Origin of the sequence: Microbacterium sp. DT81.1 (assembly GCF_049844955.1) — a bacterium.
GTDB lineage: Bacteria > Actinomycetota > Actinomycetes > Actinomycetales > Microbacteriaceae > Microbacterium.
In genome coordinates this window covers 258,296-281,002 of the sequence record NZ_JBNCMA010000003.1, presented here as the reverse complement: position 1 = coordinate 281,002, position 22,707 = coordinate 258,296, and the positions used below count along the sequence as shown (strand labels likewise).

The window sequence follows — 22,707 nt, the reverse complement described above, 5'->3', positions numbered from 1 at the left end:
GAGGATGGACCGTCGCCCTCCCCCGGGCGGGAAGGAGCCTTCACGTGCCGCACTCGCCCATCCCTCGGACAGCGCAGGAAGTCTTCGGGTGGCCGAGCCTGCGGGGTGGACAGGAAGAGTCGATCTCCGCCCTGCTCGAGGACCGCGACGTGCTCACGGTGCTGCCTACCGGAGGCGGCAAGTCCGCGATCTACCAGCTCGCCGGCATCCTGCGGGACGGCATCACGATCGTCGTCTCGCCGCTCATCGCCCTCCAGGCCGACCAGCTCAATCAGCTCAGCGAGCATCCGAACGCCCCGCGGGCCGTCGCGATCAACTCGACCCTCGGCGAGCGCGCGACCGAGGAGGCCTGGGAGTCGCTGGAGAGCGGAGCGACGGAGTTCGTCTTCCTCGCCCCCGAGCAGCTGGCCAAGGATGACGTCCTCCGTCGCTTGGCGACGCTGCGGATCACCCTCTTCGTGGTCGACGAGGCGCACTGCGTCGCCAGCTGGGGCCACGACTTCCGTCCCGACTACCTGCGCCTCGGCGAAGTCCGCGACGCGCTCGGCAACCCCACCACCGTGGCGCTGACCGCGACCGGGGCGGAACCGGTGCGGGTGGAGATCATCGAGCGGCTGGCCCTGAAGGATCCGCTGGTCGTCGTCCACGGCGTGGACCGTCCCAACATCGACCTCGACGTGCGGCGATCCACCTCGGAGAGCGAGAAGCGGGATGCCGTCCTCGAGCTGGTGCCGAGCCTGCCACGCCCCGGTCTGCTGTACGCGGCGACCCGACGCGAGGCCGAGGAGTACGGCACGGAGCTTTCGGCCCGCGGCATGCGCGCCGACGTCTACCACGCGGGGCTCTCGGCCCGTGAGCGAGCTCGCGTGCACGAGGCGTTCCTCGACGGGGCATCCGACGTTGTCGTCGCCACCAACGCGTTCGGGATGGGGATCGACAAACCGGACGTGCGGTTCGTGGTGCACGCGTCCGTCCCCGAGTCGCTCGACGCCTACTACCAGGAGATCGGTCGATCCGGCCGCGATGGCGAGGCGGCGTCGGCGGTGCTGTTCTACCGCTCGGAAGACCTCGGTCTGCGGAAATACTTCGCTGCGAGGGGGACGGATGCCGTCCGGCTGCGCGGGGCCTACACCGTCTTGGCCGCGGCACGAGGGCCGCTGCGCGGCAAGGATCTCGCCGCACAGCTCGGCGTGTCGACGCGGAGCGTCACCGCGCTGGTCAATCAGCTCGTCGAGGGCGGGTCGGTGCGTCTGACGCGCGATGGCGCGGAGACGATGGGCCCGCTCGATGCGGACGATGCCGTGGTCGCCGCGGAGGAGGCGGCCGAGCGCCGGCAGCGCATCGAGGAGTCGCGCGTCGAGGTGATGCGCCGCTACGCCGAGACGCGCGACTGTCGTCGGCGGGTACTGCTGGGCTACTTCGGCGAGAACCTGCCGGAGCCCTGCGGGCACTGCGACACGTGCCGCGCCGGAACGGCGGACGAGATCGTCGTGGACGAGTTCTCCGTTCCATTCCCCGCCGGCGCTGCCGTGGAGCACATCGAGTGGGGCCGCGGGAGCGTGGTGGATGTCGAGGACGACCGACTCACCGTCTTCTTCGGCGAGCAGGGCTACAAGGTGCTGGCGCTGGACCTCGTGCAGGAGCACGGGCTGCTGACGCTCGCGGGCTGACGGGGGCTCGACCCTCGCGCGTGGTTCGGTCGAGCGGGATGGTCAGCGGCCTCTAGCCCAGGAGATCGTCAGGCTCCACACTCGATCGGTCAGTAGCCGACCGAGTCCAGTCCGAATTCGACCTGTGACGGAGTGAAGCCGTCGCGGACCAGTGCGGCGCGCAGCGCATCACGGGTGTAGTTCGAGGATTGCATGTACCAAGCGGCGCCCTCCGCCGCCTCCGCGTTCCAGTCGGCGCCGGCGTGGTCCACGCCGTACGTGGCGTCAGCGGTGCTGAAGCTCTCGAACTCCAGCTGCTCGATCAGCCCCGAGCGCGAGAAGCTCCACTCGTCGAGGTAGAGGGAGGCACCCTCGACGGCCTCGGATCTCCAGTCGGCCCCAGCGTGGTCGACGCCGACCGTGGCGTCAGCGGTGCTGAACCCCTCGTACCCGAGCTGTTCGATGAGCCCGAGGCGCGAGAAGCTCAGGTACTTCAGATACTCCTTGGCGAGAGCGACCGCGTTCTGCTGGGTCTGCGTGAGGACCGACGGCTCGACCGGATTGCCGGGTAAGGGCACACGGAACCGCTCGCCCTCGAAGCTCCAGACGTTCGGCCACCTAGAGATCACCGTGTCGCGCTCTGTCGCGTCCGCCGTGTAGAAGTGGTGCTGAACCCCCGGACCCCAGAATCGGCTCACCGCAACCGTGTTCGGCGCACCGGAGCCGGCCGGGTAGACGTAGTAGGCGACGCCCTCATACGACCAGGTGGCCGCCCACGTTCGCATGACGTGGTCGCGTTCCCCCTGGTCGGCCGTGTAGAAGTGTCCGCGCAGCTGGTCGCTCCAGAACCGGTACAGCGGCACCGTGCCGGCGACCTGCGTCGTGAACGCGCTGTAGCGCTCACCCTCGTAGGTCCAGTCGCTTGACCACTGCCTGATGATCGTGTCCCGCTCGACGGGGTCCGCGGTGTAGAAGTGTCCCTGAAAGGTGGGGCTGTAGAACCGATAAACGGGCGTCGAGGCGCTGGAAGCCGCCATCCCTGTGGACACGCCGGCGACCGCCCCGGTGGGCGCGATCCCCGAAGACACCGCGAGCGCGGTGCTCGAACTCGACAAGTCAGTCGCTCGCTCATTCGCGGTCGCCATCACTGACGACGCACCGAACAAGCCGGACACAACGATGGATGCCCCTGCGAGGAGGACGAGGCGCGCGCGAGCAAGCATGTGGGGACTCGGTTTTCGAACAATGAAAACGACGTAGGCCCGATGGTAGCGCGGACGCCTAGGGCACCACCAGTGGTTCAGCGCAGAGCGGTGCGGCTCGTCGCTGTCGAAGCGAGCCGCACACCCTCCGGCACGAACAGCGAGACGATCGGGGCCTGCCACACGGTCGCGACCGAGACGCGGGCGGAGAGCCCGTCGGGTGTGCCGGCCGAGACGAGGATCGCGCCGTCGCCGACGGCATCGACGATCTCGCTCGCCTGCGTGAACACCGCGTCGTCTCGCAGTTCGGCATGCGGCTCCCCGCCCGACATGCCGATGCTGAACCCGTCGGCGCCGGCTAGCGCCGCGGCATCCGCCAGCGAGTCGAGCCGCTTCTGCGCGAGGTACAGGCTCGTCGCGTTCACGCACACCAGGATCGCGACGATGGCGAGCATCGCATAGCCGAGCGTGAGGAGCAGGATGCTGCCCTCCTCATCCGGGTCCGACACGGGCGGGCGCAGCATCACTCGGAACCCCAGAACCGCGACACCTTCTGGGCGGCGGATGCCTCCACCGGAACGCTCGCGAGCGATTCGAGCCCGAGCACCGAAGGAATCAGCGGCAGCGCGACGCGGGTCGAGACCGTGACCACGACCGTCGAGCCCGCCTCCGGGCATACCGATCCCGCGGGCCGGCAGGAAAGCGACAGCCTCACCTCATCGGGATCGATGCCATACTCGCCGACGACGGAGCGCAGCACGGCATCCGTCCGGGCCGTCGCCGCCGCGGCATCCGGTGCCGAGGCGATCGCCCGCGCGACGTGACGCGCCCCGGCCTCCGCGCCGAGCGCCTGACCCTGGATCTGGCCGAGCGCGACCACCAGGTAGACCAGTGGGACGAGCATGAGCACCCCTACAGTGATGAACTCGAGCGCCGCGGACCCTACCTCGCCAGATGCGGCGTTCCGCAGTCGGCTACTCCAGCGATTCCACCGGCGCATGAGCCGTCACCTCCAGCGAGCGGGGAGCCCCGAGCAGACCGACGAGGGGCAGGGTCGTGACGACGGTGACCTCGACGCTCTCGTGTTTCAACGAGTGGCTCTGCCGCACCGAGACGTCTCCCGCGTACTCCAAGCCGACGGTCCTCGCCACGATCTCCCGCGTGCGCGCGCTGCCTTCGGCGAGCGAGGTGTCCGCGAGGGCGGCGTGGTGCGCTCCCTCGACCGCCGCGTCGTGAACGACGTTGCGCACGTAGATCGCGAGGCCCAGCTGCAGCACGGCGAGCGTCAGCACGGTCAGGAGAGTCCCCACGAGCACGAACTCGACGGGACTCGAACCGCGCTCGTCGTGGGTCTCCCTCGCGAGCGCCTCCCACAGGCGCCGCACGCCTAGAAGCCCGACACGCGCGCGATCGCCTGCTCGAAGACGCCGGCCAGGGCGGGACCGGCGAGCGCCCAGATCACGACGACCAGACCCGCGGTCATGAGCGTGATGAGCACCCACCCGGGGACGTCGCCCCGCTCATCGTCGTAGACGTCTCCCCAGAAGGTGCGCGTGCGCGCGATGGTGCGCCGAAGCATGGTGTTGTCCTTTCCCGACCGCGAGCGGTCACCTGCATGTTGATGTGGAACCGTCATCCGACACCCAGCCGAAGCATGAAGACGCCGGGGAACACCGCGAACAGCACGCTCAGAGGAAGGATGAGGAAGACGAGCGGGATGAGCATGTAGATCTCTTTCCGCCCGGCGCGCTCGATGAGGCCGCGCTTGGCCTCCTCGCGTGCATCGGTGGCCTGGGCCTGCAGCACGAGCGCCAGCGGCGCGCCGCGGTCGATCGCGGCGACGAGGTGATCGATCGCCCGCGTCAGCGCGGGTACCTGCAGCCGGTGTGCGAGGGCACCCAGCGAGTCGGACAGCGATGACCCCGTGCTGACGGCGAGCACCGCGGTCCGCATCTCGAGGGTCAGCTCTCCCGCCCCGACGGAGCCGATGCGGCGCAGGCTGTCGAGCAGGCTCTCGCCGGCCGCGAGGCAGAGCGCCAGGAACTCGAGCACGGTCGGCAGCTCGTCCTCGATGCGGGCGACACGGGCACGGGATGCCTGGGTGAGGCGCGCATCGCAGAGCACGAAGCCCCCGACGGCGAAGACCGGCGGAACGAGAACGCCGGTCGCCGTGAGCGTGCCGGCGAGCGCCAGGCCGACGAGCAGGAGTCCGCCCAGCGCGATGCCGACCAGCGCCCATGCGAGCTGACGTCCGCGGAAGGCCGGGACGTCGATCGTCCATCCCGCCTGGGTGAGTCGTCGGGCGATGGTCTCGGACCCGCCGAGCGCCGATCCGAATCGGTCGCGGGCACTCCCCCACACCGCGGAGGCTCCGCCGACGAGGATGCCGGCCGGATCGCTGCTCGATCCCCACGGCGTCGCGCCGCGGGGATCGGTTACGTCGCGCACGTACGGAGCGATCCGGCGCGCCAGCGAGGGAGCACCCCAGCGTGGCGCGAGCGCCAGCAGACTCCAGACACCGACGCCGAACGCCGCGCCCAGCACGAGCGCCAGCGCGGCATCCGTCCCCCAGCCCGCCGAAGTCATCCGAACCACCGCCGAGGCTCGGGCAGCCGCCCGATCCGGATCATGATGCGGAAGGCGACGAACGAGACCGCCGCACCCGCCAGGATGAGCACGACGCCCTCGGGGCTGCCATAGGCCTTCGCTCCCTCAGGCCGCAGCGCCAGCATCGCGAGGATGACCCACGGTGCGATGACCCCGAGCACGGCGGCTCCGCGGATCCATGACTGCCGCGCCTCCACCTCGGCACGAAGCGCCGCATCGGCTCGAACGGACGCGGCGAGCGCCCTCAGCACCGGAGTGAGCTCGGTGCCGCCGACCTGCCGGGCCATCCGCAGGGTCTCGAGGATGCGGTCAGCCGTCGGGTCGGCGAGCTGGGTCTTCAGGCGCTCGGCGCTCGAGTCGAAGTGACCGGAAGCCGCGAGATCGGCCTCGAACGACACGAACGCCGGCCGCAAGGATGCGGGCGCGGATGACGACAGGCTCGCGACTGCGTCCGGCAGCGACATCCCGGCCCGGACGGAGGCGATCAGCAGATCGCAGATGTCGGGCCAGAGGCCGCGGCGGACCTTGCGGAGCTTCAGCACCCGCGCCCGCAGCCACGCGATGGGGGCCGCGCACCCGGCGACCGCCGCCACTCCGGCGAGTGCCGGGACGCCGGTGACGAGCCAGGCGATCGAGGTCGCCAGCGCACCGGCGAAAGCCGCCCCGACCAGGACTATGCGAGAGGGAACGTGCGCGAGGCCGGCGGCCTCGAGAAGCGCGGTCAGCGGACCATCGAGCGTCGTAGGCTCGGCATCCGGCCGTGCCGGCCACAGCCACGGCGAGAGCGCCAGCAGCAGACCCGCGGCCAGCACCGCACCCCACACGATCGTCACCTCTGCACCTCGTAGAGCGTGCGCGCCTGGATGGCATCGTCGACGATTCGTCCCGTCGGTGCGACCAGCTCGATGACTCTGCGTCGTCCGCGCCCGTCCATCGCGCAGTGCGCGACGAGATGGACCGATGTCGCGACCGCCGGCAGCACGAAGCCCTTGTCGATGTTGCGCCCGGCCAGCAGCGGCAGGGCCGCGAGCTTGGCGAGTGCCTCGCGGCCGGAGTTCGCGTGGATCGTCGCCGCGCCGGGGACGCCGGTGTTGAGCGCGAGCAGCAGGTCGAGGGCCTCGGCATCGCGCACCTCGCCGACGACGAGCCGGTCGGGGCGCATGCGCAGGGCCTCCTTGACCAACCGACGGAGCGTGACCTCGCCCGTTCCCTCGAGGCTAGGCTGCCGGCCCTGCAGCGACACGATGTCGGGAGCGTCGACCGCGAGCTCGAACGTCTCCTCGACCGTGACGATCCGCTGGTGCGGCGGGCAGGCGGCGATCAGAGCGCCGAGAAGGGTGGTCTTGCCGGCGTGCGTCGCCCCCGATACGAGGATGCTGCGCCCTGCGACCACCGCCTGATGGAGGATTGTCGCCGCTTCCGGGGCGAGGGACCCGGCATCCACCAGCTTCTCGAGCGAGCGGTAGCCGGGCAGGAACTTGCGGATGTTGACGGACCAATGCACCCGGGTGATGTCGGGGATGACGACGTGCAGGCGGCTCCCGTCGGGCATGGAGGCGTCGACGAAGGGCTGACTCAGGTCGACCCGGCGACCGGAGGCGTGCAGCATCCGCTCGACCAGATCGCGGATCGCGCCATCCGTCAACGAGAGGGGCGTGCGCTCGGGCACCCCGCCGCGTGCGACGAAGATGCGGTCAGGGGCGTTGATCCAGAGTTCCTCGACGCTCGGATCGTCGAGGTACGCCTGCAGTGGACCGTACCCCGAGACCGCCGCGAGCACCTCGCGCACGCAACGAGCCTCGTCATCCACCGGCGCCAGCCCACGGGCGAGGGCGTAGTCGTTGTGACGCTGCACCTCGGCGCGAGCGATCTGCGCCGCCAGTTCGGGGCGCCGTCCCGGATCCGCCTGTTCTGCCCGCAGTCGGTCGCGCACGCGTTCGGCGACGGATGCGGCGGCGGGACTCACGTCGACGATCCTCACAAATCCGCGGGCCAGCGGCGGAAAGTTATCCACAGGCGCCCGGCGGATCCGCCCGAGCGCGGCGGGTCAGGGGTGCAAGCCCCGGGTCGGCTTCGGGGGCTGACCCCCGCAGGTGACGCACAGGCCGATCGGTAGACTGGGACACCCGCGGGAGTGGTGGAATTGGCAGACACGCAGGATTTAGGTTCCTGTGCCTTCGGGCGTGTGGGTTCAAGTCCCACCTTCCGCACGGCTCGATGGCGCGCCATCCGCTGAACTGCCGACCGCCGCACAAGACCGACGGGAACGACACCGTGCACAATATCGCCCTCATCCCCTGGCTCGACCCGGAGACGATCATCGCTGCGGCCGGCCCCTGGGCTCTGCTCGTGGTCTGCTTCATCGTCTTCGCCGAGACGGGGCTGCTCGTCGGGTTCCTACTCCCCGGCGACACCCTGCTCGTCATCTCCGGCCTGCTGACCAACACGAGCAACATCTTCGGCGTCAACATCTGGATCGTGGCGCTCCTGATCGCCCTCTCGGCCTTCATCGGCGGTGAGGTCGGCTACTACATCGGCCACAAGGGTGGCCCCGCCGTCTTCGAACGCAAGGAATCCGGCGTCTTCAGCGTCAAGAACGTCGAGCGCACGAACGCGTTCTTCGAGCGCTTCGGCGGGCTGACGATCATCCTCGCCCGGTTCGTCCCGATCGTGCGCACCTTCGCTCCCGTCGCGGCCGGCGTGGGTCACATGCCCTGGCGGCGGTACACCCTCTACAACCTCATCGGCGCGCTGCTGTGGGGCTTCGGCCTGGTGATGCTCGGCTACGTCATCGGGTTCGTGCCCTGGATCGCCGACATCGTCACCGAGTACATCGACATCATCCTGCTGGTGGCCGTCGGCGGCACCGCGCTGATCACGCTGTGGCACTATTTCAGCGAGCGTCGCAAGGCCAAGAAGGCGGCCGCGGCGGGCGAGGACGTGGTGACGGATGCCGTCGAGGCACAGGAGCTCGTGCTCGACCCCGAGGTCTTCGATCGTGGCCCCGAGGTGGGGCACCACGGCGACGCCCCGGGCGACGGTCGCGCCGGCGACACACGCCCGCCGCTCTAGGACGCCTTCGCCGTCTTCTTCTTGGCGGCGGGCTTCGCCGCGTCGTCCTTCTTGGCGGCCGCCGGCTTCTTCGCGGCCGGCTTCTTCGCCGCGGCCTTCGGCGCACTCTTGGCGGCCGGCTTGTCGGCGTCGTCATCCTTCTTCTCGGATGAAGAACCGCGCGCCGCGCGCGAACGCTCGACGCTCGCGCGCAGGGCCTCCATCAGGTCGATGACCTCACCACCGGTGTCCTCCTCCTCACGGTCGCCGAAGGTCGCCTCGGTGTCGAGCGCGTCGCCCTGCTCGATCTTCGCCTCGATCAGGGTGCGCAGCTCTGCCTGGTACTCGTCGACGAATTCATCGGGGGTGAACTCGCTCGAGAAGCTGTCGACGAGGGATGACGAGAGCTCCAGCTCCTTCGACGAGATGCGCACCGATTCCTCGAGGGACGGGAACGCGGCCTCGCGCACCTCGTCCGCCCAGAGCAGCGTCTGCAGCATGAGCACGTCACCGCGCACCCGCAGAGCGGCGAGCCGGGTCTTCTGGCGAAGCGAGAACCGCACGATCGCAGTGCGGTCGGTCTGCTCGAGCGTCTTGCGCAGCAGGACGTATGCCTTCGGTGACGCGGAGTCGGGTTCGAGGTAGTAGGCCTTGTCGAACATGATCGGATCGACCTGCTCGCTGGGCACGAACTCGACGACATCGATCTCCCGGCTGCGCTCCGAGGGGAGCGAATCGAGGTCCTCTTTGGTCAGCACGACCGTGCGCTGGCCGTCGTCGTAGGCCTTGTCGATATCGGAATACGGCACCACTTCGCCGTCGATCTCGCAGACGCGCTGATACCGGATGCGGCCGCCGTCCTTGTTGTGCACCTGATGCAGCGAGACATCGTGATCTTCGGTCGCCGAATATACCTTGACGGGCACGTTGACGAGTCCGAAGGTCAGGGCGCCCTTCCAGATCGATCTCATCCCTCAAGTAGACACCCGCCGCACGCCACAGGGCTAGTCACCATATCCGGTCGTCCGATGTCTGTAGAGTCTGCGCGTGCACTCCCAGCCCGCCCTCCTCCGACGCCTCGGGCTGGCGGATGCGGTCTTTCTCGGGCTGGGATCGATGATCGGCGCGGGCGTGTTCGCGGCGTTCGCCCCTGCGGCCGCCGCGGCGGGCACCGCGCTGCTGATCGGGTTGGCTCTGGCGGCGATCGTGGCGTTCTGCAACGCAACGGCGTCCGCGCAGCTCGCGGCGGCGCACCCCACGTCGGGCGGAACGTATGCCTACGGCCGGGCCGAGCTCGGCCCGTGGTGGGGATTCGTCGCCGGCTGGTGCTTCGTGATCGGAAAGCTGGCGAGCTGCGCCGCGATGGCCCTGACCTTCGCGGCATACGCCGCGCCGCCCGGGTGGGAGCGGCCGGTGGCGGTCGTGGCCGTGGCCGCACTCGCGGCCGTGAACTACTTCGGCATCACCCGGACCGCGCTGCTGACGCGGATCATCGTGGTGTTCGTGCTGATGACGCTCGCCGTGGTCGTGGCCGCAGGGATCGACGCGGAGGGCATACCGGACGTTTGGAGGGGCGTGCAGCTACTTCGCACGGATGCCGTCGACGCGGGCGCGTACGGCATCCTGCAGTCGGCCGGCCTCCTGTTCTTCGCCTTCGCGGGCTACGCCCGCATCGCGACCCTCGGCGAGGAGGTGCGCGATCCCCGGCGCACCATCCCGAGGGCGATCGTGCTGTCGCTCGGCATCGCCGTGGGGGTCTACGGGGTCATCGCGCTGACGGTGCTCGCGACGCTCGGACCAGCCGGGACCGCCGTCTCGCTCGCGCCGCTCGCCGACACGGCGGCCTCCCCGGGGTGGCCCTGGGCCGAGCCGCTGGTGCGGGTCGGGGCCGCCGCCGCGTCGCTCGGAGCGCTGCTCGCGCTCATCGCCGGCATCGGCCGCACGAGCCTGGCGATGGCCCGGGAGGACGACCTGCCCCGCTACTTCGCGGCCGTGCACCCGCGCTGGAGGGTGCCGCACCGGGCGGAGGTCGCCGTGGCGCTTCTCGTGATCGCCGCGGTGCTGCTGGTCGATCTGCGCGGAGCGATCGCGTTCTCCTCCTTCGGCGTGCTGATCTACTACTTCATCGCGAACGTTGCGGCATGGCGTCAGGCGGCACGCGCGCGGCTCTACCCACGGGCGCTGCAGGCACTGGGCGCCGCCGGCTGCGTCGCACTGGTGGTGACGCTTCCCACCCTCGGGGTGATCGTCGGCGCCCTTGTCGTGCTGGTCGGCATCGGATACCGGGCGATCCGGCTCTGGGCCCAGGCCCGTCGCTGACCGCAGGCCCTACGCGCGGACCTCGATCTGCACGGCGAACTCGTTCTCCGCGCGGGTCGACGCCGCGATCCCCCGCCGGTCCGGGGAACGGGGCAGGATGGGGGCATGTCGCCTCCCGACGCCCGATCCGGATCCGGCCCGGTGGCCGCGTACGGTGCCGGCGAGCAGCTCGTCAGCATCGCCGGCCGGCGGCTGCGCCTCACGAACCTCGACAAGGTGCTCTACCCGGAGACGGGCACGACCAAAGGCGAGGTGCTCGACTACTACACCCGCATCGCTCCCCTGCTGATCCCGCACGCCAGCGGCCGACCGGTGACGCGAAAGCGCTGGGTCGAAGGGGTGGGCACGGCGGAGCATCCCGAGCCGGCATTCTTCGCGAAGCATCTGGAACCGGGAGCGCCTTCGTGGATCCCCCGCCGGCCGATCGAGCACTCCAGCGGCGCAAAGGACTATCCCCTCGTCGAGCACGTGCCGACGCTCGTCTATCTGGCGCAGGTCGCAAGCCTCGAACTGCACGTGCCGCAGTGGCGGTTCACCCCCGAAGGCGGACGCGGCAACCCGGACCGCATCGTGCTGGACCTTGACCCTGGGCCGGGTGTGGGACTGCTCGAGTGCGCCGAAGTCGCCCGCTGGGCACGGGAGATCCTCACCGGGATGGGCCTCGACCCGTACCCGCTGACCAGCGGGAGCAAGGGCATCCACCTGTACGCGGCCCTCCCCGGCGAGCAGACGAGCGACCAGATCACCATGTTCGCCAAAGAGCTGGCGCGGGCCATCGAGGCCGACCACGCCGATCTCGTCGTGAGCAACATGGCCAAGGTCGAGCGCCCGGGGCGCGTGTTCATCGACTGGAGCCAGAACAACAAGAACAAGACGACCATCGCGCCGTATTCGCTGCGCGGGCGGCCGCATCCCATGGTCGCCGCTCCGCGGACATGGGACGAGCTGGATGATCCCCAACTGCAGCACCTCGACTTCCTGCAGGTGCTCGAGAGGGCAGAGACCCTCGGCGATCCGATGGCGGCGCTCGGCTTCCACGCCGGTGGCCGCGAATCGGATGACGGTCCGCTGCGCACCTACATCGCAAAGCGCACCGCGGGCCGCACTCCGGAGCCGGTGCCGAGCAACGCGCTGGGTGCGACAGCCGATCCCGGCGAGCGGCCAAGGTTCGTCATCCAGGAGCACCACGCGTCCCGCCTGCACTGGGACTTCCGCCTCGAGCACGACGGCGTGTTCGTGAGCTGGGCCGTTCCGAAGGGCGTGCCCTCCAGCACCGCGCGTAACAACCTCGCGGTGATGACCGAGGACCATCCCCTCGAGTACGGGACCTTCGAGGGCACGATCCCCAAGGGCGAGTACGGCGGCGGGACGGTCACGATCTGGGACGACGGCCGCTACGAGCTCGAGAAGTGGCGGGACGACGAGGTGATCCTCACCGTGGAAGGCAGACCCGGAGGGCCGCTCGGGCGCGTGCGCCTGGCGCTCATCCGCACGGACGGGAAGGGCGAGAAGTCCACCTGGCTGATGCACCGGATGAAGACGGATGCCGAGGGTCGGCCACAGGCGGACGGGGAGCCTGTCGTGCCCTCCGAGCAGGCGGATGAGGTGCCGGGAGCGGGCGGTGGTGCGCGGGCTGCGGGCGGTGCCGACGCAGTCGCACCGGCCCGACCCGACGCCGCGTCCACGCGGGTGGCCCGCGAAAGCGGCCACGAGCTCCAGGACGGGGTTGCCCCACACGAACGCCTCGATGCTGCCACCGCCGCGCCGCCTCACACTGAAGCCGTTACGCGCCGGCCGCGCGCCACTTTCGCCGCCACGCCCGAACGCCGCCCTGCGCCCGACGCCGGGACGTCGGACCGGCTCGCTCCGATGCTCGCAACGCACGCATCGCCGACTCTGGCCGCCGGTGCCGGGCGACGGTGGAGTTCGCACGACGCGGGTGCGTGGGTCGAGTTCAAATGGGACGGCATCCGCTCGCTCGGCGACTGGGCGGACGGGCGCCTGCGCCTCTTCGCCCGACGCGGCAGCGACATCACCGCGCGGTATCCGGAGCTGACGTCGCCCGGCGCAGTGCGCTTCGCCGCGACATCCGCGGTCGTCGACGGAGAATTGGTCGCGCTCGACGAGCGTGGGCGCCCGAGCTTCTCGATGCTGCAGCTGCGCATGAACCTGACCAAGGCGCGCGAGATCGAGCGCGAGTCGGCGCGCACGCCGGTGCGGTACTACCTGTTCGACATCCTCGAGCTCGACGGAGAGGACGTCACCGCGCTGCCGCTCGCCGAGCGCCGCGAGCTGCTCGAACGGATCGCCGCGGAGGCAGGCCCGAGCATCGCGACCCCGCCGGTGTTCGACGACGTCGAGGCGACGCTCGCCGCCAGCCGCGAATTCGGGCTGGAGGGCATCGTGGTGAAGAACCCCAGGTCGTCGTACCGGCGGGCGACGCGCTCCGAAGACTGGCTGAAGGTCAAGCTGACCCAGACTCAGGAAGTGGTGATCGGCGGCATCCGGCCGGGCAAGGGCAACCGTGCCGGCACGATCGGCTCCCTGCTCATCGGTGTGCCGGGCGAGGACGGACTGCAGTATGCGGGGAGGGTCGGCTCCGGTTTCAGCGACGCCGTGCTGAAGCAGCTCGAAACCGCGCTCGGACCTCTCGGGTCCAAGAAGAACCCCTTCGTCGGCGTGCCCGCGGCGGACACCCGGGACGCCCTGTGGGTCCGGCCGGAGGTGGTCGGCGAGGTGGAGTTCGCGGAGTGGACGCCGGGCGGCATCCTGCGGCAGGCGCGCTGGCGGGGGCTTCGACCCGACAAGAGCGCCGACGAGGTGGTCCGGGAGTCCTGAAACGGCGCTCCGGACAGAAGCGGGCGGTAGGACACAGCCCTCGGGCACGGACGCTACGCGTGCAGCGCCTCGTCACGGTCGGAGTGTCCGGCCGGCTCCAGCTGGATGGTCGAGTGCTCGACGTCGAAGTGGTCGGCGAGGCATCCCTGCAGCTCGACGAGAAGGCGGCCGGCCCGGTCGCCGATCAGAACGGCCTCGTCGACCACGACGTGTGCCGAGAACACCGGCGCGCCGCGGGTGAGCTGCCACACGTGCACGTCGTGCACGTCCCGCACCCCGGCTGCGCCCAGGAGATGGTCGCGGATGTCGGCGACCTGCATGCCCTTGGGCGCGGCCTCCGAGAGCACCGAGGCCACTTCGCGCAGCAGTCCGATCGCGCGGGGCACGATCATCGCCGCGATGAACAGGGAGGCGAGGGCATCGGCCGGCATCCACCCGGTCGTCAGAATGAGGATCGCCGCGACGATCACCGCCGCCGAGCCGATCAGGTCGCCGAGCACCTCCAGGTAGGCGCCGCGGGCGTTGATGCTCGTGCGCTGCGCCCTGCCGAGCAGCCACATGGCGACGCCGTTCGCCACGAGGCCGACGGTCGCCACGACGAGCATGAGCCCGCCGGCCACCTCGGTCTCCCCCGGCTCGATCAGGCGCCGCACGGCCTCCCACGCGACGCCGATCGACAGGACGATCAGGATGACGCCGTTGGCCAGGGCGCCGAACACCTCCGCCCGGCGGTAGCCGAAGGTGCTCCGCTCGTTGGCGGGCCGGGCGGCGACCGCGCTGGCGATCAGGGCGATGATGAGCGCGGCGACGTCCGTCAGCATGTGCGCGGCATCCGCCAAGAGGGCGAGCGAGCCGCTGAGGATCGCGCCCACCACCTGCACGACCATGACGAGGCTCGTGATCGCGAGCGAGATCGCCAGCAGGCGCCGGTTGCTCGCGCCGCGGATCCCTTCGCCGCCGGGGGCGTGATCGTGCATGCGCCCAGGCTACGACCGCGGGGCGCCCAGCGAAGCCCGAACCGCCTAGTCGGGAATGAGTCCGGTTCTCACTCTCACCTCGGTCGGGTCAGAGGGACTCGAGCAGCGGGATGAGGGCCTCGAAGGCGCGGGCGCGGTGGGATGCCGCGTTCTTCTCCGCCGCCGACCACTCCCCCACGGTGCGCTCGGCTGCGGCGGGCTGGTCGTCGGGGATGAAGATCGGGTCGTAGCCGAAGCCCCCGCTCCCTGAAGGCCGCGTCGCCAGGCGGCCGGGCCAGCGCCCCTCGACCACGTGCTCGGCGCCGGCGTGCCCCTCGATCTCCGGCACCACGAGCGCGATCGTCGAGACGAACGACGCGTCGCGGTGCGGGTCGGGGACGTCCGCGAGCTGGTCGAGCAGCAGCGCGACGTTGGCCGCGGCATCCTTCGCGTGCCCGGCCCAGTAGGCCGAGAACACCCCAGGCGACCCGCCGAGCACGTCGACCGCGATGCCGGAGTCGTCCGCCAGCGCGGGCAGCCCCGTGTATGCGGCGGCCGCCCGCGCCTTGATCAGGGCGTTCCCGGCGAACGTCACACCGTCTTCGACCGGCTCCGGACCGTCGTAGCCGATCACTTCGAGGTCGGGTCGCGCCCGGGCGACGATCGCCTGGAATTCCACGACCTTGTGCGCGTTGTGCGTCGCGAGGACGACCCGGCCCATCAGTCCGCCGCGAGGGCCGCAGCCTGCAGGTCGCGGAGGTCGGCGCATCCGGCGATGCCGAGCTCGAGCAGCGCGTCGAGCTCTCGCTTGTCGAAGGGGGCGCCCTCGGCCGTGCCCTGCACCTCGACGAAGAGTCCGCGGCCGGTGACGACGATGTTCATGTCGGTCTCGGCCCGCACGTCCTCGACATATGCGAGGTCGAGCATCGGCTCGCCGTCGATGATGCCGACCGAGACGGCCGCGACCGAGTCGATCAGGGGGGTCGCCTTCTGGCCGATGAACTTCTTGGCGCGACCCCACTCGATCGCATCGGCGAGGGCCACATAGGCGCCCGTGATGGCGGCCGTGCGGGTCCCGCCGTCGGCCTGCAGAACGTCGCAGTCGATCACGATGGTGTTCTCGCCGAGCGCCTTGGTGTCGACCACGGCCCGCAGCGCGCGGCCGATCAGGCGCGAGATCTCGTGCGTGCGGCCGCCGATCTTGCCCTTGACGCTCTCGCGGTCGTTGCGGCTGTTCGTCGCGCGGGGCAGCATCGCGTACTCGGCGGTCACCCACCCCTTGCCCTTGCCGACCAGCCATCGCGGCACGCCGTTGGTGAAGGATGCGGTGCAGAGCACCTTCGTGCCGCCGAAGCTGATCAGCGCCGAGCCCTCCGCGTGCGCACTCCACCCGCGCTCGATCGTGATGGGGCGCAGATCCTCGGTGGCGCGCCCATCGGCGCGGACGATGTCGGTCATTCTGCTGTGTGCTCCTGTTCAGGATGCCGCGAGCGGCAGGTCGATGGCGCCCGTGCGCACGAGCTGCACGTCGTGCACCTCGCGGCCCATCAGACGGTTGGCGAGGGCGACGAAGTCGTCGGCGGAGTCGCCGGTGGCTTCGTAGATGTGCGTGGATGCGGCGTTCGCGCCGGCGAGGAGGTCCCGGCTTACGAGCTGCCGGTACACGTCGTTCGCGGTCTCCGTATCGCTCGAGACGAGGGAGACATCCGGTCCCATGACGTAGCTGATGGCACCCTTCAGGAACGGGTAGTGCGTGCACCCCAGGACGAGCGTGTCGATCCCCGCGTGGCGGAGCGGCGCGAGATAGCCCTCGGCGACGGCGAGCACCTCGGGGGTGTTGGTCTGGCCCGCCTCCACGAACTCGACGAAGCGAGGGCACGCGCGCGCGAACACGCGCAGCCGCTCGTTCACCTCGAGCATGTCCTGGTAGGCGCCGGACCCGATCGTGCCCTCCGTGCCGATGACGCCGATGCGGCCGTTGCGGCTGGTCGACATGGCGGTGCGAACCGCCGGCCCGATCACCTCGACCACCGGAACGTCATAGCGCTCGCGCGCATCCCGCAGCATCGCGGACGACGCGGTGTTGCATGCGATGACGAGCATCTTCACACCCTGGTCGACGAGCGCATCGAGAACATCGAGCGAATAGCGCCGCACATCGGCAATCGGCTTGGGGCCGTACGGCGAGTGCGCGGTGTCACCGACGTAGATGATCGACTCCCGCGGGAGCTGATCGGTGACCGCCCTCGCCACGGTGAGACCGCCGACCCCGGAGTCGAAGATGCCGATCGGCGCGTCGTTCATGGTTCCCCAGCCTACGCCGCCCTTCATCTCCGGTCGTTCGGGGCCCTTCGTCTCGGGGCGGCGGGCCTCAGTAGGCTGTGGCCATGACGGCGTCGACGGCCCTGCACACCGACCGCTACGAGTTCACGATGCTGGATGCCGCCCTCCGCGACGGCACCGCGCACCGGCGCTGCGTCTTCGAGCTCTTCTCCCGGCGGCTCTCGGCCGGTCGCCGCTTCGGCGTGGTCGCCGGCACCGGGCGACTGCTGAGCCTCATCCGCGACTTCCGCTTCGGCGAGGACGAGCTGCGCTTCCTTCGAGACGAGAGGGTGGTGGATGCCGAGACGCTGACGTGGCTGGAGAACTACCGCTTCACCGGCTCGATCACCGGCTATCGCGAGGGCGAGCTGTACTTTCCCGGCTCGCCGATCCTGACGATCGAGGGCACGTTCGCCGAGGCGGTCGTGCTCGAGACCCTGGCCCTCAGCGTCCTCAACCATGACTCCGCCGTGGCCACGGCCGCCGCACGTATGAGCATCGCCGCGGGCGACCGGCCCCTCGCCGAGATGGGCTCGCGCCGTGCCGGCGAGCAGTCGGCGGTGGCGGCGGCCCGCGCCGCCTTCATCGTGGGTTTCGGCGCAACGAGCAACCTCGAGGCGGGCCGCCGCTGGGGGATCCCGACCATGGGGACCGCCGCCCACGCCTGGACGCTGCTGCACGACACCGAGGAGGATGCCTTCCGCTCCCAGGTCGAGTCGCACGGCGCCGAGACCACGCTGCTCGTGGACACCTATGACATCCGCGAGGGCGTCGCCACCGCGGTCCGCGTCGCCGGCACGGGGCTCGGCGGCGTGCGGATCGACTCCGGCGATCTGCCCATCGTGGCCGCCGAGGTGCGTGCGCAGCTCGACGAGCTCGGTGCCACCGCGACCAAGGTCACCGTCACCAGCGACCTCGACGAGTTCGCGATCGCCGCGCTCGCGGCATCCCCCGTCGACTCATACGGCGTCGGCACCTCGGTCGTCACGGGCTCGGGCACACCGACGGCGGGCATGGTCTACAAGCTGGTCGCCCGGCAGGCGGCGGATGAATCGTGGGTCGCCGTCGCGAAGGCGTCGACCGACAAGGGCTCGAAGGGCGGGCGCAAGGCGGCGTTCCGCACGCTGGAGAACGGCACGGCCACCAGCGAACTCATCGCCGTGTCGGACGGGTTCGAGGCCGTCGACACGCAGGACGAGCATCCGGATGCCCGGCTGCTGCAGGTGCCGCTCGCGGTCGCCGGCGACATCGACGCGTCCTTCGAGGGTCCGGCCGGCGTGCTGAGCGCCCGCGAGCATCACGGACGCGCGCGGGAAGAGCTGCCGGTGCGCGGCCTCGCCCTCAGCCGCTCCGACCCGGCGCTTCCGACGGTGTTCGTCGACGCATCCTGATCCAGCACGAACCGGACGTCCCGAATCGGACGCGTCCCGAATCGGACGCGTCCCGAATCAGACCTGTCGGGAGCGGACGCGGCGCTGCGTCACTTGTTCAGCGACTCGTAGATCTCTTTGCAGGTCGGGCAGACCGGGAACTTCTCGGGATCCCGTCCGGGCGTCCACTTCTTGCCGCACAGCGCCCGCACCGGCTTGCCGGTGATCGCGGACTCGAGGATCTTGTCCTTCTTGACGTAATGCGAGAAGCGCTCGTGGTCGCCCGGCTCGATGTTCTCCTCGCGGATGAGCTCTTCGAGCTCGCGGTCGAGGGTCGCAAGTCCGCCCTGGTCTGGGCTCTCGAGGGGGGTGCTCATGGTCAGCCAGTCTAGCCTCGCACGGGCTATGCGGCCTCGGCGAACTCCATGAGGCGCGCACCGCGCCGGCGGAACAGCAGCGACCCGATCGCGATGCCGCAGACGAGCACCGCCAGACCCGTGCCGATCCCGGCCCACAGGGTCGGCATGGCGTATGAGATGTCGCGGGTCAGCGCGAGCCACGCCCACCAGAGGGTGGGGACGCTCACCACGATCGCGCCGAGCAGAACCACCGCTTGGGAGATCGCTCCCCCGGCGCTCGATCGCTGGGGCTGCTGGAAGGGGCTGTCTCCCGGCCGGGAGACGGCGTACGGCGCGACCACCGAGGCGATGCTCGAGAGTCCGAGTCCCGAGAGGAACAGGGTCGCGCACACGCCGATCATCGCGGGCAGCAGCGCCCATCGGTCGTAGATCGTGATGGCGAACGGAATCGAGAGAGCCAGGAGCGGGATGCCGATCAGCAGGATCGGGATGAGCCGGCCGACGCGGTCGGCGGCCCCGTGGATGCCGCTCGCGATGTGCATCCAGATGGCGGTGTTGTCGTAGGCAACGTCGTTGTGCGGCATCCAGCCGAAGAACAGCGCCATGATCGGCACGGGCACCAGCGCCACGATGGGCAACGGCACTCCCGCGATCAGCAGCGGCACCATGACCAGGCCGGCCGCCACCGGGACGACCAGCACGTTCACGAGGTAGCGCGCGTCGCGCAGCCAGTACAGCAGGCTCCGCGCCGCCACCGCACCCGTCGGCGTGCCCGGCGCCACGGCGAACCAGCCGAGCCCGCCGCGCTCCCGGACGGAGACCGGCCCCTCCGTCGTGGTGAGCAGGCGCGCGACCAGCCAGTACCAGACGGCCGCCAGCACGAGCACCGTGGCGAGCGCGATGAGCACGGGCGTCCAGACGACGCCTCCCTGTGCCATCACGCCGGGAATCGCCCACGCCGCGCCGAACGGCGTGACGGCCAGCAAGGAGGCCGCTGACTCCAGCTGTGTCGGCACCTGTCCGTTCCATTCCAGGGAGGCGAGGAACACGACGGTGGGCACCAGCACCACGATGATGGCGAGTGCCAACAGTCCCGACAGTTCACGAGAGCGGCGCTCGCGCAGCGCAAGGGCCGTGATCGCCATGCACACCCGGGCCAGCAGCACGCAGGTGAGCACCCCGAGGAGCGCCGACAGCGCCCCGAACACGACCGGCACGCCGTGCGCCTCCCAGACGATCACCGTGCACACCGCGAGCGCGAGCACTGCGACGATCGGCACGCTGACGAAGCCGGCGAGCAGCAGGATGCCGGCGAGAGAGCGTTCGCGCAGCCCGAAGACGGCGAAGCGCCGAGGATCGAGAGGATCGCTCGCGCCGGCGATCAGCGGGGCGAGCGCGAACCCGAGCGTCAGCGCGGAGCCGCCGAACAGGATCACCGTCTGCGCCACATCGGTCGGCGCATCCGTCAGCGTGAGGAGCGCCCAGCATCCGGCGGCCGTGGCTCCGGCAAGGAGGAGCAGCCCCAGGACCACCCGAGCGACGTGCGTGCGGTCGCCCCGCAGGGCGCCCAGCAGCATCACCGCCCTCAGTCCGAGAACGTGTGCAGCCACTCGAGGCCCTCCACGTCGCTGAGGCCGCCGGCGAGCTCGATGAAGCGCTGCTCGAGCGTGAGCTCTCCCCGCACATCGGCGAGGGTCCCCTCCGCGAGTGCCTGTCCTGCAACGATCACCGCGACGCGCGAGCAGACGCGCTCGACGAGCTCCATGCCGTGGCTGGAGAGGATGACGGTGCCGCCATGCGCGACGTAGGTGCCGAGGATGTCGAGGATGATCGCCGAAGACACCGGATCGACCGACTCGAACGGCTCATCGAGCACGAGCAGGCGCGGCGAGTGGATCATCGCACCCGCGAGCATGACCTTCTTCGTCATGCCGGCCGAGTAGTCGGAGACGACCCGGCCGAGGGCATCGGTGAGGTCGAAGGCGCGGGCAAGGTCCGCCGTGCGCGACTCGACGACGGCGGGGCGAAGCCCGCGCAGGATGCCGTAGTAGTACAGCAGCTGGCGCCCGGTCAGCCGGTCGAACGTGCGGAATCGATCGGGCAGCACGCCCATCAGCCGCTTGGCGGCCACGGGGTCCTTCGCGGCATCGAGGCCGCACACCTCGATGTGGCCGCGGTCGGGGCGCAGCAGACCGGCGACCATCGACAGCGTGGTGGTCTTGCCGGCGCCGTTGGGACCGACCACCCCGTAGAACGTGCCCGCCGGCACCGTGAGGTCGATCCCGTCCACGGCGACCGTGTCGCCGAAGCGCTTGGTGAGGCCGCGCACAGACAGAGCCGGGGCCTCCCCGCTGGGCTGCGGCGCATCGCCCTGTGCCGTAAGTGCGACGGCCAGTGCCTCGGCCGCCTCGTGGTCGACGGGCTCGACGCGTTCGAGAGGCTCGACGACGATCGAGAGGTCCTCGTGCCCCGACTGCGTGATCGTCGCGGGAACGGCGTCGACCTCGAGCTCCGGTTCGACGCGAACTCCGGACTCGGCGACTGCTTCGGGTTCGGTCACGACTTCGGGTTCGGTCACGACTTCGGGTTCGGTCACGAATTCGGCTTCGGCCATGACTTCCGGCTCCGCCACGACTTCCGGTTCCGCCACGAGTTCCGGTTCCGCCATGAGTTCGGGCTCCGCCATGAGTTCGGGCTCCGCCACGAGTTCCGGCTCCGCCACGAGTTCGGGCTCCGCCACGACTTCGGGTTCGACGGGGCTTTCGGGTCCGGCCACGACAAGGGCCGGCACTTCGGCCGGAATCTTCAGTGCCGGGGCCACCGGCACGGGAAGGGGCGGCCTCGGCGGCACCACGATCGCCGGTCGCCCAGGCGTCACGATGATTTCCGCCGGGACCGGCGGCGGTCCGGAGGACTGATCCGCGGCGGCAGGCGTAGGCCGCGGTTCCGCCGATTCCCCGGCGACGCGGAGCGGACGCGGCTTCTTGGCGGGGCGGGTATTCGCCGTCTTGCGCGGGACGGGTGTCGAGAGGGCATCCGCGAGCCCGCCCTCGCCGCCGGAGACGACCCGGGCGTCCGGGTCGTCCTCGAATGGCTCTGATCGTGCCGGCATGGGTGCAGTCACCGACCCAACGTATCAACCAACCCTCTGTGAAACCGGTGCGTTCCCGAACTCGTAGCCGATGCGAAGTGTCACGAAACGACAACGGCGGTCGCGTATTGTGCCACTTCCCAGGCCTCTTCGCTACCATGGGGCAGGCACAAGGGAGTGTCGCATCGATGAATCGATAATGAAATACACGCGCACTCCGGGAGCTCATCTTGACACTTCAGACAGTCATCCTCGCTGCGGGCATGGGCTCGCGCTTGGGCCGTGCTCTGCCGAAGCCGCTGACCGAGCTGAGTGACGGACGCAGCATCATGCGTCAGCAGCACGACAACATCCGCGCCGCGTTCGGAGACGACGCCAGGATCACCACCGTCGTCGGCTATCGCGCCGAGACCATCGTCGAGGCCTTCCCCCAGGCCGACTACGTCTACAACGACCGCTACGACCAGACGAACACGTCCAAGAGCCTGCTGCGCGCCCTGCAGGCGACGGGCCGCAGCGGCGTTCTGTGGATGAACGGCGACGTCGTCTTCGACCCGCGCGTGCTCGGCCGCGCCATCTCGCTCATCGAGCGCGACCAGTCCTTCGTGTCGGTCAACACCGCCAAGGTCAGCGACGAAGAGGTCAAGTACACCGTCACGGCCGACGGGCACATCGACCAGCTGTCGAAGACCGTCAAGGGCGGGATCGGCGAGGCCGTCGGCATCAACTACATCTCTCGCGCAGACAAGAAGGCGTTCATCCGCCAGCTGTCGCGAGTGGATGACCAGGACTACTTCGAGCGCGGACTGGAGCTCGCCATCGCCGAGGACGGCCTGCGCATCCAGCCGCTCGACATCTCGGACCTGTATGCCGTCGAGGTCGACTTCGCCGAGGACCTGGAGCGCGCCAACCTCTTCGTCTGAGGCTGCGCCATCACCGGATG

Annotated in this window: 22 protein-coding genes and 1 tRNA gene; 7 read left to right on the top strand and 16 right to left on the bottom strand. The window is 70.1% G+C overall.

Annotation, left to right across the window (positions count from 1 at the left end):
• The first annotated feature begins 44 nt into the window (after window positions 1-44).
• A complete protein-coding gene (locus ACLQ2Q_RS09815) occupies window positions 45-1,670 on the top strand; it encodes a RecQ family ATP-dependent DNA helicase (protein WP_425820257.1) in 1,626 nt (541 codons plus the stop codon).
• A gap of 89 nt (window positions 1,671-1,759) precedes the next feature.
• On the opposite strand, the gene ACLQ2Q_RS09810 is transcribed toward ACLQ2Q_RS09815, so the two are convergent.
• The 8 genes from ACLQ2Q_RS09810 to ACLQ2Q_RS09775 all read right to left on the bottom strand — a co-directional run bounded on the left by ACLQ2Q_RS09810 (window position 1,760) and on the right by ACLQ2Q_RS09775 (window position 7,424).
• Entirely contained in the window at window positions 1,760-2,764 is a 1,005-nt protein-coding gene (locus ACLQ2Q_RS09810; protein WP_425820256.1) for an Ltp family lipoprotein, read from the bottom strand.
• A gap of 185 nt (window positions 2,765-2,949) precedes the next feature.
• Complete coding sequence (locus tag ACLQ2Q_RS09805; RefSeq protein WP_425820255.1) at window positions 2,950-3,375, bottom strand: pilus assembly protein TadG-related protein; 426 nt, start codon at window positions 3,373-3,375, stop codon at window positions 2,950-2,952.
• The gene (locus ACLQ2Q_RS09800) at window positions 3,375-3,755 is read right to left on the bottom strand and encodes a TadE family protein (protein WP_425820254.1); all 381 of its coding nucleotides are present in this window, start codon (window positions 3,753-3,755) and stop codon (window positions 3,375-3,377) included. Before ACLQ2Q_RS09800 ends, ACLQ2Q_RS09805 begins: the two co-directional genes overlap by 1 nt.
• 70 nt (window positions 3,756-3,825) lie before the next feature.
• Complete coding sequence (locus tag ACLQ2Q_RS09795) at window positions 3,826-4,236, bottom strand: TadE/TadG family type IV pilus assembly protein (protein ID WP_425820253.1); 411 nt, start codon at window positions 4,234-4,236, stop codon at window positions 3,826-3,828.
• Between the two features lie 2 nt (window positions 4,237-4,238).
• Window positions 4,239-4,430: a hypothetical protein gene (locus ACLQ2Q_RS09790; protein WP_425820252.1), complete on the bottom strand. Its 192-nt coding sequence runs from the start codon at window positions 4,428-4,430 to the stop codon at window positions 4,239-4,241.
• A gap of 53 nt (window positions 4,431-4,483) precedes the next feature.
• A complete protein-coding gene (locus tag ACLQ2Q_RS09785; RefSeq protein ID WP_425820251.1) occupies window positions 4,484-5,437 on the bottom strand; it encodes a type II secretion system F family protein in 954 nt (317 codons plus the stop codon).
• Window positions 5,434-6,291 (bottom strand): type II secretion system F family protein, encoded by an 858-nt coding sequence (locus ACLQ2Q_RS09780; RefSeq protein WP_425820250.1) that lies wholly within the window; start codon window positions 6,289-6,291, stop codon window positions 5,434-5,436. The genes ACLQ2Q_RS09785 and ACLQ2Q_RS09780 overlap by 4 nt, the downstream gene beginning before the upstream one ends.
• On the bottom strand, window positions 6,288-7,424 hold the full coding sequence (locus tag ACLQ2Q_RS09775) for a CpaF family protein (RefSeq protein ID WP_425820249.1): 1,137 nt from the start codon (window positions 7,422-7,424) through the stop codon (window positions 6,288-6,290). The genes ACLQ2Q_RS09780 and ACLQ2Q_RS09775 overlap by 4 nt, the downstream gene beginning before the upstream one ends.
• Window positions 7,425-7,586: 162 nt before the next feature.
• Here ACLQ2Q_RS09775 and ACLQ2Q_RS09770 point away from each other — a divergent pair.
• Window positions 7,587-7,668 (top strand) — tRNA-Leu (locus tag ACLQ2Q_RS09770).
• A gap of 64 nt (window positions 7,669-7,732) precedes the next feature.
• Window positions 7,733-8,530 (top strand): DedA family protein, encoded by a 798-nt coding sequence (locus tag ACLQ2Q_RS09765; protein ID WP_425820576.1) that lies wholly within the window; start codon window positions 7,733-7,735, stop codon window positions 8,528-8,530.
• On the opposite strand, the gene ACLQ2Q_RS09760 is transcribed toward ACLQ2Q_RS09765, so the two are convergent.
• Complete coding sequence (locus tag ACLQ2Q_RS09760) at window positions 8,527-9,480, bottom strand: Ku protein (protein ID WP_425820248.1); 954 nt, start codon at window positions 9,478-9,480, stop codon at window positions 8,527-8,529. The two genes, ACLQ2Q_RS09765 and ACLQ2Q_RS09760, sit on opposite strands and share 4 nt — an antisense overlap.
• 76 nt (window positions 9,481-9,556) lie before the next feature.
• Between ACLQ2Q_RS09760 and ACLQ2Q_RS09755 the strand changes: the two genes are divergently transcribed.
• Complete coding sequence (locus ACLQ2Q_RS09755) at window positions 9,557-10,828, top strand: APC family permease (protein ID WP_425820247.1); 1,272 nt, start codon at window positions 9,557-9,559, stop codon at window positions 10,826-10,828.
• Between the two features lie 105 nt (window positions 10,829-10,933).
• A complete protein-coding gene (locus ACLQ2Q_RS09750; protein WP_425820246.1) occupies window positions 10,934-13,666 on the top strand; it encodes an ATP-dependent DNA ligase in 2,733 nt (910 codons plus the stop codon).
• A 53-nt stretch (window positions 13,667-13,719) separates the two neighbouring features.
• Here ACLQ2Q_RS09750 and ACLQ2Q_RS09745 read toward each other — a convergent pair whose 3' ends face one another.
• From ACLQ2Q_RS09745 to murI, 4 genes are all read right to left on the bottom strand, one after another.
• Entirely contained in the window at window positions 13,720-14,643 is a 924-nt protein-coding gene (locus ACLQ2Q_RS09745; protein ID WP_425820245.1) for a cation diffusion facilitator family transporter, read from the bottom strand.
• Between the two features lie 88 nt (window positions 14,644-14,731).
• On the bottom strand, window positions 14,732-15,343 hold the full coding sequence (locus ACLQ2Q_RS09740) for a non-canonical purine NTP pyrophosphatase (protein WP_425820244.1): 612 nt from the start codon (window positions 15,341-15,343) through the stop codon (window positions 14,732-14,734).
• Window positions 15,343-16,080 (bottom strand): ribonuclease PH, encoded by a 738-nt coding sequence (gene rph, locus ACLQ2Q_RS09735; RefSeq protein WP_425820243.1) that lies wholly within the window; start codon window positions 16,078-16,080, stop codon window positions 15,343-15,345. Before rph ends, ACLQ2Q_RS09740 begins: the two co-directional genes overlap by 1 nt.
• Window positions 16,081-16,098: 18 nt before the next feature.
• Window positions 16,099-16,926 (bottom strand): glutamate racemase, encoded by an 828-nt coding sequence (murI, locus tag ACLQ2Q_RS09730; RefSeq protein ID WP_425820242.1) that lies wholly within the window; start codon window positions 16,924-16,926, stop codon window positions 16,099-16,101.
• Between the two features lie 83 nt (window positions 16,927-17,009).
• Between murI and ACLQ2Q_RS09725 the strand changes: the two genes are divergently transcribed.
• Complete coding sequence (locus ACLQ2Q_RS09725) at window positions 17,010-18,335, top strand: nicotinate phosphoribosyltransferase (protein ID WP_425820241.1); 1,326 nt, start codon at window positions 17,010-17,012, stop codon at window positions 18,333-18,335.
• Window positions 18,336-18,424: 89 nt separating this feature from the next.
• Here ACLQ2Q_RS09725 and ACLQ2Q_RS09720 read toward each other — a convergent pair whose 3' ends face one another.
• From ACLQ2Q_RS09720 to ACLQ2Q_RS09710, 3 genes are read right to left on the bottom strand one after another with little or no spacing between them, the layout of a single operon-like run.
• Window positions 18,425-18,691 (bottom strand): DUF3039 domain-containing protein, encoded by a 267-nt coding sequence (locus ACLQ2Q_RS09720; protein ID WP_325483155.1) that lies wholly within the window; start codon window positions 18,689-18,691, stop codon window positions 18,425-18,427.
• 26 nt (window positions 18,692-18,717) lie between these two features.
• A complete protein-coding gene (locus tag ACLQ2Q_RS09715) occupies window positions 18,718-20,283 on the bottom strand; it encodes a hypothetical protein (RefSeq protein ID WP_425820240.1) in 1,566 nt (521 codons plus the stop codon).
• Window positions 20,259-21,797 (bottom strand): ATP-binding cassette domain-containing protein, encoded by a 1,539-nt coding sequence (locus ACLQ2Q_RS09710; protein WP_425820239.1) that lies wholly within the window; start codon window positions 21,795-21,797, stop codon window positions 20,259-20,261. Before ACLQ2Q_RS09710 ends, ACLQ2Q_RS09715 begins: the two co-directional genes overlap by 25 nt.
• 197 nt (window positions 21,798-21,994) lie before the next feature.
• On the opposite strand from ACLQ2Q_RS09710, the gene ACLQ2Q_RS09705 reads away from it, so the two are divergent.
• Window positions 21,995-22,687 carry an NTP transferase domain-containing protein gene (locus ACLQ2Q_RS09705; protein WP_425820238.1) on the top strand — a complete coding sequence of 231 codons (693 nt, stop codon included), beginning with the start codon at window positions 21,995-21,997 and terminating at the stop codon, window positions 22,685-22,687.
• Window positions 22,688-22,707 lie beyond the last annotated feature (20 nt).

Bases quoted from the DNA above. Each gene is read 5' to 3' on its own strand.
- ACLQ2Q_RS09785 (WP_425820251.1), bottom strand. From the start codon at position 5,437: ATGACTTCGGCGGGCTGGGGGACGGATGCCGCGCTGGCGCTCGTGCTG.
- ACLQ2Q_RS09725 (WP_425820241.1), top strand. From the start codon at position 17,010: ATGACGGCGTCGACGGCCCTGCACACCGACCGCTACGAGTTCACGATG.
- ACLQ2Q_RS09720 (WP_325483155.1), bottom strand. From the start codon at position 18,691: ATGAGCACCCCCCTCGAGAGCCCAGACCAGGGCGGACTTGCGACCCTC.
- ACLQ2Q_RS09790 (WP_425820252.1), bottom strand. From the start codon at position 4,430: ATGCTTCGGCGCACCATCGCGCGCACGCGCACCTTCTGGGGAGACGTC.
- ACLQ2Q_RS09750 (WP_425820246.1), top strand. From the start codon at position 10,934: ATGTCGCCTCCCGACGCCCGATCCGGATCCGGCCCGGTGGCCGCGTAC.
- ACLQ2Q_RS09800 (WP_425820254.1), bottom strand. From the start codon at position 3,755: ATGCTCGTCCCACTGGTCTACCTGGTGGTCGCGCTCGGCCAGATCCAG.
- murI (WP_425820242.1), bottom strand. From the start codon at position 16,926: ATGAACGACGCGCCGATCGGCATCTTCGACTCCGGGGTCGGCGGTCTC.
- ACLQ2Q_RS09805 (WP_425820255.1), bottom strand. From the start codon at position 3,375: ATGCTGCGCCCGCCCGTGTCGGACCCGGATGAGGAGGGCAGCATCCTG.
- ACLQ2Q_RS09740 (WP_425820244.1), bottom strand. From the start codon at position 15,343: ATGGGCCGGGTCGTCCTCGCGACGCACAACGCGCACAAGGTCGTGGAA.
- ACLQ2Q_RS09745 (WP_425820245.1), bottom strand. From the start codon at position 14,643: ATGCACGATCACGCCCCCGGCGGCGAAGGGATCCGCGGCGCGAGCAAC.
- rph (WP_425820243.1), bottom strand. From the start codon at position 16,080: ATGACCGACATCGTCCGCGCCGATGGGCGCGCCACCGAGGATCTGCGC.
- ACLQ2Q_RS09760 (WP_425820248.1), bottom strand. From the start codon at position 9,480: ATGAGATCGATCTGGAAGGGCGCCCTGACCTTCGGACTCGTCAACGTG.